General features: G+C 66.2%; 1 protein-coding gene. It reads left to right on the plus strand.

Annotation, left to right across the window (positions count from 1 at the left end; translation table 11 throughout):
* On the plus strand, positions 1 to 513 hold a 513-nt coding region (locus tag RA21_RS21790), incomplete at its 5' end, for a flavin reductase family protein (protein ID WP_039152711.1).
* Positions 514 to 529: the final 16 nt, after the last annotated feature.

A 529-nucleotide genomic window follows, 5' to 3' on the forward strand; every position in this document is an offset into this window, starting at 1 on the left:
TCGCCGGACGGGGTGAACAACCTGGCGCCCTACTCCTTCTTCAACGCCGTCGCCTATACCCCGCCGCAGGTGATGTTTGCCTCCACCAGCGCCAAGCCGGACCAGCAGGGCACCAAGGATTCGGTCGCCAATATCGAGGCCACCGGCGTCTTCTGTGTCAACGTGGTCTCCTACGCGCTGCGCGATGCGATGAACGCCAGCTCCGCCGCCCTGCCCAAGGGCACCGATGAGTTTGCCCATGCTGGCCTTGAAGCCGCGGAATGCGAAACCATCATCTGTTCCCGCGTCGCCGCCGCCCCCGCGGCGCTGGAGTGCAAACTGACCCAGATCGTCACCCTGCCGGGCGAAGCCAACAAGGTGGTCTTCGGCGAGGTGACCGGTGTGCACCTGCGCGACGACTGCCTGCGCGATGGTGCCTTCGATGTCACCGCGTTCCAGCCGCTGGCACGCCTCGGCTACCGCGACTATTCTGTGGTGCGCGATCTGTTTTCCCTGTCCCGCCCCGGCGAGTGAGGCCCGCGATGCCGCT

Source organism: Leisingera sp. ANG-DT, from assembly GCF_000813785.1.
In the GTDB taxonomy this organism is placed as follows: domain Bacteria; phylum Pseudomonadota; class Alphaproteobacteria; order Rhodobacterales; family Rhodobacteraceae; genus Leisingera.